This window comes from Mesorhizobium sp. A623, assembly GCF_054489405.1.
The window spans coordinates 46,630-53,843 of sequence record NZ_JBTMXB010000030.1 but is presented as its reverse complement, the minus strand read 5'-3'; the positions used below and the strand labels follow the sequence as shown (position 1 = coordinate 53,843).

Annotated in this window: 8 protein-coding genes; 1 reads left to right on the top strand and 7 read right to left on the bottom strand. The window is 59.1% G+C overall.

What is annotated here, in order from left to right; translation table 11 throughout:
- Positions 1-105: 105 nt before the first annotated feature.
- The 7 genes from hemN to ACX3P1_RS22180 form a co-directional block, all read right to left on the bottom strand.
- Positions 106-1,455, bottom strand: coding sequence for an oxygen-independent coproporphyrinogen III oxidase (gene hemN / locus ACX3P1_RS22210; protein ID WP_459081777.1), 1,350 nt, complete (start codon positions 1,453-1,455; stop codon positions 106-108).
- A gap of 156 nt (positions 1,456-1,611) precedes the next feature.
- Positions 1,612-2,112: an SRPBCC family protein gene (locus ACX3P1_RS22205; protein ID WP_459081776.1), complete on the bottom strand. Its 501-nt coding sequence runs from the start codon at positions 2,110-2,112 to the stop codon at positions 1,612-1,614.
- Between the two features lie 124 nt (positions 2,113-2,236).
- The gene (locus tag ACX3P1_RS22200; protein WP_459081775.1) at positions 2,237-2,701 is read right to left on the bottom strand and encodes a carboxymuconolactone decarboxylase family protein; all 465 of its coding nucleotides are present in this window, start codon (positions 2,699-2,701) and stop codon (positions 2,237-2,239) included.
- Between the two features lie 173 nt (positions 2,702-2,874).
- Positions 2,875-3,567 carry an iron-sulfur cluster repair di-iron protein gene (ric, locus tag ACX3P1_RS22195; protein ID WP_459081774.1) on the bottom strand — a complete coding sequence of 231 codons (693 nt, stop codon included), beginning with the start codon at positions 3,565-3,567 and terminating at the stop codon, positions 2,875-2,877.
- A gap of 52 nt (positions 3,568-3,619) precedes the next feature.
- The gene (locus ACX3P1_RS22190; RefSeq protein ID WP_459081773.1) at positions 3,620-5,308 is read right to left on the bottom strand and encodes a cbb3-type cytochrome c oxidase subunit I; all 1,689 of its coding nucleotides are present in this window, start codon (positions 5,306-5,308) and stop codon (positions 3,620-3,622) included.
- 3 nt (positions 5,309-5,311) lie between these two features.
- A complete protein-coding gene (locus ACX3P1_RS22185) occupies positions 5,312-6,274 on the bottom strand; it encodes a c-type cytochrome (protein WP_459081772.1) in 963 nt (320 codons plus the stop codon).
- Positions 6,271-6,546 carry a hypothetical protein gene (locus ACX3P1_RS22180; RefSeq protein WP_459081771.1) on the bottom strand — a complete coding sequence of 92 codons (276 nt, stop codon included), beginning with the start codon at positions 6,544-6,546 and terminating at the stop codon, positions 6,271-6,273. The genes ACX3P1_RS22185 and ACX3P1_RS22180 overlap by 4 nt, the downstream gene beginning before the upstream one ends.
- A 164-nt stretch (positions 6,547-6,710) precedes the next feature.
- Between ACX3P1_RS22180 and ACX3P1_RS22175 the strand changes: the two genes are divergently transcribed.
- Complete coding sequence (locus ACX3P1_RS22175) at positions 6,711-7,142, top strand: RrF2 family transcriptional regulator (RefSeq protein ID WP_459081770.1); 432 nt, start codon at positions 6,711-6,713, stop codon at positions 7,140-7,142.
- The last annotated feature ends 72 nt before the right edge of the window (positions 7,143-7,214 follow it).

The following is a 7,214-nucleotide window of genomic DNA, read 5'->3' as shown; positions in this document are numbered from 1 at the left end:
GAAACTGCTGGTCCCCATCATGGCCTCCTTGCCTCAAATTTAGGGAGGAAGGCGTCCACAAATCTAGGGGCTATTCATAGGTCCGCCGGATGACACGCTCGCATATCAGACCGCTCTACTGTAGGTGCGGGGTGAATGGGCGAGATAGGCGTCGAAGGCGGCCGCTACCGTTCGAACCAGGAAGCGGCGATCCTCGGCCACGCGGATGAATCCGTTCTTGTTTTCCAATAATTCGTCACGTTCCAGCGCCTCGAGTTTTTCATTGGCTTCCAACAGACAGGACGGATCGAACGCGTGATGCGCGGCGATCGAAGGCACATCGACTTCAAAGTCGCACATCAAACGCTCGATAACATTTGCGCGTACACGGTCTTCCAGGGTCAGCTTGTATCCCTTAGCTGTCGCCAGTCTGCCAGTGCCGATGCGATCGGCATAGTGCCCAAGCCCGACTTCGTTCTGAACATAGCCTTGCCCCATGGAACCAATCGCCGAGGCGCCGAAACCGAGTAGCGTCTCGCATCGATCCGTCGTGTAACCCTGAAAGTTACGCCTCAGCGTTCCCTTTGCCTGTGCTTGCGCCATGTCGTCTTCAGGCAGCGCGAAATGATCGAGGCCGATCTGCCGATACCCTGCCGCAACCAGCGTTTCGGCAATGGCAAGCGCCTGTTCATGGCGGGCAGCACCGTCCGGCAGCACAGCCTCGTCGATCATCCGTTGATGCTTCTTGAAGGAAGGAATGTGGGCGTAACCGAAGACGGCGAAGCGATCGGGCTTCATCGCGGCTGCGGCCTCGGCACTTTCCACGCAGGAGCGAACCGTTTGATGCGGCAGTCCGTAGATCAGATCGAAGTTGATCCGCTCCACGCCGCTTTCGCGCAGATGGATGACGGCTTCGAGGGTCTGTTCTTCGCTTTGTATCCGATTGACCGCCTTCTGCACGACCGGATCGAAGCTCTGGACGCCAAGGCTGGCGCGACCGACGCCGGCCTCTCCCAGTGCCGCCGCCATTTCGGCTGCGAGCGTGCGCGGATCGATCTCCACGGCGACCTCGGCCGTGGCTATAAAATCGAAGCGATCACGCAGAAGGGCGGCCAGCGCGATGAAATCCGCCGGCTCGACGATCGTCGGCGTGCCACCACCGAAATGCACTCGCTCGACGCGTACCGGCGCTCCGGCCTGCGTGGAGACCATATCGATCTCCTTGCGTAGCAGACTCAGATAATCGACGATGGGCTGGTCCTTGGCCGTGATGGTGGTGTGGCAGCCGCAGTACCAGCACATCGACCGGCAGAAGGGAATATGGAGATAGAGTGAGGCTGGCGTGTTTGACGGCAGATCCGTCAGCCATTGGCTGTAGGTAGCGGAGTTTATCTCGGGGGAAAAATTCGGTGCGGTCGGATAGCTTGTATAACGTGGCAATCGCTCATCGAAATGGGCTCTCAACTTTTCGCTCATGCTCAGACCTTCCGCTTCATTGACGATCCCAACGCACCAACGGGCCGACGGACCTCACTTCACAAGCGAGCAGCCCAAAATCACCCAGCATATTACAATCCGCCCCGCATGCCTTCCCGGCGGCATCGACAACTGCCCAGATGTCAGCGCCGACAGTCATTCCGGTTGTAAACTCTGATAGACGCGTCGACGCTCGAGGTAATAGTCGAGAGGGAAGCGGATCGGGACACCTTCAAGGGCGGCAGCCAGCATCTCCAGATGAGCATCGAACCCGGCACATGCCTTGGAGACGTCTTCTGTCCCGGGCAGTCGCAGGATCAATGTGAGCCGCGTCCCCTCCCCGACCGGTTCCAATTCCCAATGCAGTGGCCGCGCAGGCTCATCGCCGCTGCTCCATGAATATTTGAGCAACCGTGGCGGGTCCAATTCAAGCACCGTGCTTTCAATCGTTATCCCGCTATCGGCAAAGTCGATATGAACGGCACCGCCGACGCGCGGTTCGATGGTTCCGGGTGCGAGCCACTGCACAAGCGCCTCCGACCGGGTGATCATGTGCCAAACAGCATCCCTGTCATGGTCGAAAAAGCGCTCAAGCCGCGCCTCGAATGTGTCGCCAAGGCGGCTTATCCTGCCCATCTGAACGCCGTTCTCGCTCATTAAAGTTCCCCTAGCCTGCCTTATTGCAAGAGTGCCTCAATATCAGTGTCATCGGCGGAGGCATTGTTCTGGAACACACTCCTCGCAAAATGTTTGCCTGTTACGGTCAGAAGGCTTCGAAATTTCACGTTGTGGCGCTATTCGTCTGGTAACTGCCAACCTCGCTCTGAAACGAGATTGCTAGCCTGTTCCAGCCGTTGATGACAATTACCGCCAGCGTCAGATCGACTGCTTCCTTCTCGGAGAAATGCTGCCGAAGCTCTGTATAGAGCTCGTCGTCGATGTGGTAATCGGAAATCCGCGTGACCGCCTCGGTCCAGGCCAGTGCCGCGCGCTCGCGTGTGCTGAAGAATGGTGTCTCTCGCCAGGCTGAAAGCGTATACAGTCGCTGTTCGGTTTCGCCTGCTGCCCGAGCATCTTTGGTGTGCATGTCGAGGCAATAGGCGCATCCGTTAATCTGCGAGGCCCGTGCCTTCACCAGTTCAAGCAGCGAATTCTCGATGCCGCAGCTTTCGACATAGGTATTTAGCTGCAGTATCGCTGTAAATCCTTCCGGTGACGAATCCCGGTATTTCAATCTTGGCTGCATCGGGAGTCTCCTGATTGAATCGAACTAGGCAATGGATCTACCTGTGGCGCCCCGAGTTCCTTCTTCACCAATTCCTGCCTCGCTACTGTGTAAGAACCAAACTCGTAGGTTTCAGATCTTCCCGTAGCGCGGCATAGGCGCATGCCGTCGCTCCAGTTGGCCGCTCAGGACGGCTAGGTCCGGCTTTGTGCCGTAGCAAAGCGTGGGAACAGGATGTTGTTCTCCAGGTGGATGTGCTCCATCAGGTCCTCGGCAAGCTTGGCCGTTCCGATATAAAGCGCCTGCCACGAGCGGCAAGCCCCTTCGGGCAGCGTGAAGTCGTCGGTGAGGCTTTCGAGCCGGCGGAGCATCGCGCCCTGGTCGTCATGCTCGTGGCGCAGTTCATCGATCGGAGTATCCAGACCGTTGGTGCGCCGCCGCATCGCTGGAAACAGCGTCGTTTCTTCCCTGGTCATGTGCTGTTCCAGTTCGCTCTCCATCTGCCACAGCACATCGAAAAGACCGGCTGGTACCTTCGGATTCTCGCGATGCACCGCCTCCACCTTACGCGCCAGTTTGACAAGCTCCGGTAGCGTGCGACGGTGTTCCTCGTGGTAATGGGACTGGATATGGTCGATCAACTCGTCGCTGCTCATTGCAGCCGATGCTGCAGTCTCTCCGGTGCCGGCAGCCAGCGTCTCCAACGCACGCTCGAGTTCCTCAAGATCGATGCCGCGCCGCTGAGCGGCGCCACCCAGGGTGAGGTCGCCGTTGCAGCAGAAATCGATCTTGAATTTGCGGAAGACGGCGGTGGCGCCGGGTAGCGTCGTGGCGATGTCGCCGACCGTGCGCTCGATCAGTGCAGCCTCCGGGATCTGAGTGGTCATAGTCGAAACTCCATGTTTGTGATCGGGAGAAGAGAGAGCCGGCACGGCCTTTTCAGGCCGCGCCGGCGGGCGCTACCGCCGCCGTCGCGAGGGGGGCAAGGCGGACATGGCCGCGCGCCTCGAGCGAGCGCAAGAAGCGCCAGACGAAGAATAGTGTCACCAGAAGCAGGCCCGGATAACCGATACCGCCCATAAGATAAGGAAACAGCGCGTTGCCCTGCTGCACCGTCTCTAGGTTGAAACTGAGCAAGCCGAGCGTGATGATTCCGCCAAAGAACCACATGCCGAGCAGCCATATACCGGTTTCCCAACCACTCAGCCGCCGACCCCAGCCGGAGGGCGTCGTAATCGCCATGTTTTCGGACGAGGCGGATGGGATGCGCAAGCCGACGGTTAACAGGTCGTAGACGAGCAGGCATACGCCCGCAGCAAACACGATGCCGAAGACCGGCACCATGACCTTTGCAAACAGCATCGCCGGAGCGATGTCGCCGCCGAACCAGTCTAGCCCCAACGTGCGATAGACGAACACCTGTACGGTGCCACCGATGGCAAAGGCAAAGCCGAGCCCCAGTATACCGGTGAAGACCAGCCAGAAGGCGAGCTTGCCCAGCCTTTGGTCGAAGTTCGCGGCACCGCGCATTATCGGGACTGCATAATAAGCTGCGGCAATGCCGAGCATCCCGAAGGTACCGAACAACGCCAGATGCGCGTGGCTGGCCGTCACCCAGGTACCGTGCGACCATACATTGGTGAGCGCAAACGTCATGGTGAAGCCGAGGATGCCGGCTCCCACCTGTTCCAGCACCACTGAGCCGAGCAGGAAGGCAAAAGCCGGCATATTGGGAATCGGCTTCCCGTCCTGATGGGCGTCGAGATAAATGTGCCAAAAGCAGAAGATCAGCGGCAACGGTTCCAGCGCGCTGAACAGCGAACCCCAGAACTGCCAGAATTCCGGTGTGCCGATCCAGAAGTAGTGGTGAGCGTTGCCGATCAACCCGGACAGCCATACCAGCGAGACGCCCCAGAACACGGCATAGCCGACCGACTTCACGTTAGCCTTGAACAAAAGCACCAGCAGGAAGCCGACGAGTGAGATGTGGATGACCTCCCACACGCCCTCGACCCAGTAGTGGACGACGTACCAGCGGAAATATTCCTGTACGTCCAACCGCTCGACGAAGAACATGCCGAAGACCCACACCAGAGTCAGCGCCACCACGCCGAGGCCTAGGCCCCAGTGGATCTCGTTCCATTGCGACACAGGCGGAAAAGTCCGCAGCACGACGTAGCACAGGATGGCGAAGCCGATCAGGATGACCACATCGGCGATGCGGCCGGCTTCCAGATATTCAAGCCCCTCCTGGAGCAGGGGTTGGCCCATCCACCAGCCGGCGACGCCCTGCTGGGCCAGAACCTGGGTTCCCAGGTTCCAGACAACCACGGCCAGAAGCGCGTAGAACAGGAATTTGATCATCCACGGCGCAGCCAGTTCGCGCTTCGACAAGAGCGGACCGACGAACAGGATTGTGCCGATAAAGCCGCACAGAATCCAGAAGATGGCAAGGTTGAGGTGCTGGGTGCGGATGATGTTGAAGTTCAGCGTCCCCGCAAGCAGCATTGGGTCGATGTGCTGGGCAGAAAGCAGCAGACCGAGGCCGGTCTGGAAGAAAAATAGCACCAGCATCACCATGAAGAAACGCAGGCTAAGGCGCTGGGTCTCGTATTCGATACGGAACATGGCTCAATTCCCCTCAAGACTGCGGATATAAGCGACGATGTCGTTGACCTGGTCAGAACCAAGTATCTCGGCGAAGGAAGGCATGGCGCCTGCCTCGAACCCCTCGACAATCTTGGCATCCGCCTCGAGGATCGATTCGGTCAGATAGGCGTCGTCTGCGACAGAGCTCGAGCCGTCGGCAAACTTGACGGTCGAGCCGTAGAGGCCGCCCCAACCAGGTCCAACGAGCTTCTCTTTGGTTGGCGCATGGCAGGCGGTGCAGCCATTGTCCTTGGCAAGTTCCTCACCGCGGACGATTTCGGCACCTGGCGAGACGGGAGCGGCAGATGCCGTCGCTGGAGCGGCGGCCGCCTGTTCGGACACAGGGATCGGCTTTGCTTGTGGAAAGGCGAGCCCGTTCACCTGCGGTACCGGCGGCCAGCCTTCCGTGTTCATCGCCGACGTGTACTTCAGGAAGGCGATCAGTTCGCCGACCTCATCTCGACTGAACGGTAGGTTCGGCATCAGCGTGGTGTGGCCGCCGCGGCGGCTGATGCGCTCGGCGGCGCCCGGATATTTCTCCAGGTAGGCCTCGATTGAATCCACGCCGGCTTCGGCAGCGACCGCTTTATCCTGCAGTTGCAGCTTCACCGCCCCGCTTGTTGGCCAGCTCCCCGCCGAGGGCAGGAAGGCTGCAATCCAGGCCGGTCCGGTCTTGTCGTAGAGCTTGGTCAGATCCGGCCCCAGATAGGCGCCGTTGCCGACGATGGTGTGGCAGCCCATGCAATTGTAGGATTGGAACACGCGCTTGCCCTGGACGACGTCGAAGCCGGCGTAATGGATGGCCGCAGGAACCGCCTGCCCCCGCGAATCGAGGAAGGAGACGGACGACAGCGCTACGAAGATGATCGCCATCAGACCGAGGACAGCAAGTGCACGCCGCCGCTTCACGCCTTCGTGGCACGGTTTGCCCGGAGAGCAGCTCATCGCGCGTCCTCCGGGCTTGCCGGAGTTTCTTCGGCGGGGACCACCTGAGCTTGCCGCTCAAGCGCATCGTGTTCGAACAATGTTTCCAGGCTATCAAGAAAAACGTAGAATACATAAATCGCAAGGACAAAGCCCAACACGAAATAGAAAAGCCACATAGAATGCGATTCGGCCCAATATTCGAAATTCCGCCAGTAAGGCCAAGACAGTGCAAAGCTCCCCACGCTGCCTGCAACCGCTAGACCGAACCTGATGTTCCGTTGCGCCGACATACCCCTTCCCTCCGTTGATATGGACGTCGGACACCCACCTGGCTTCGTCGCTCTCCTACCGACCACGCTCTTGAGGTGGAGCACACAAAATTGCCAAATAGGTATTCCATGAGCCAATTCGTAAACTTACTAATACGCATTGTAAATACCAATTAAGGATCGTCATGCGCCTTGCTGCCTTTACCGACTACGGACTGCGTGTGCTCATGCGCCTTGCCGACAAGCCGGATGCCGTACTCACCACAAGCGGTATCGCGAAGGAACTGCATATCCCCTATAGTCACCTGGCGAAGGTGGTGCAGGATCTGGCGAAGGGCGGATATATCCTCACGCAGCGTGGTGCCGGGGGCGGTATCCGGCTGGCTCGACCAGCCGCGGCTATTACGCTGGGCGAGGTCGTGCGTTGCCTCGAGCATCGACACGCCGTCGTCGAATGTTTTCGAGCTGATGGCGGGGCGTGCCTGCTCACGCCAAGTTGCCGCTTCAAGTCAAAGCTTTCGGCTGCACAGGCTGCGTTCATATCGGAACTCGACAAAACGAGTCTCGCCGAATGCGCCCTTCCGGCACCACAGGCATGCGAGCGTCGCGAATTATGAGAATAGATCGTTGGAGTTCCCGAAGATTGAAATCTTCCCTTGATCCAGCTGGAGTGCGGATGGATGCCGGCA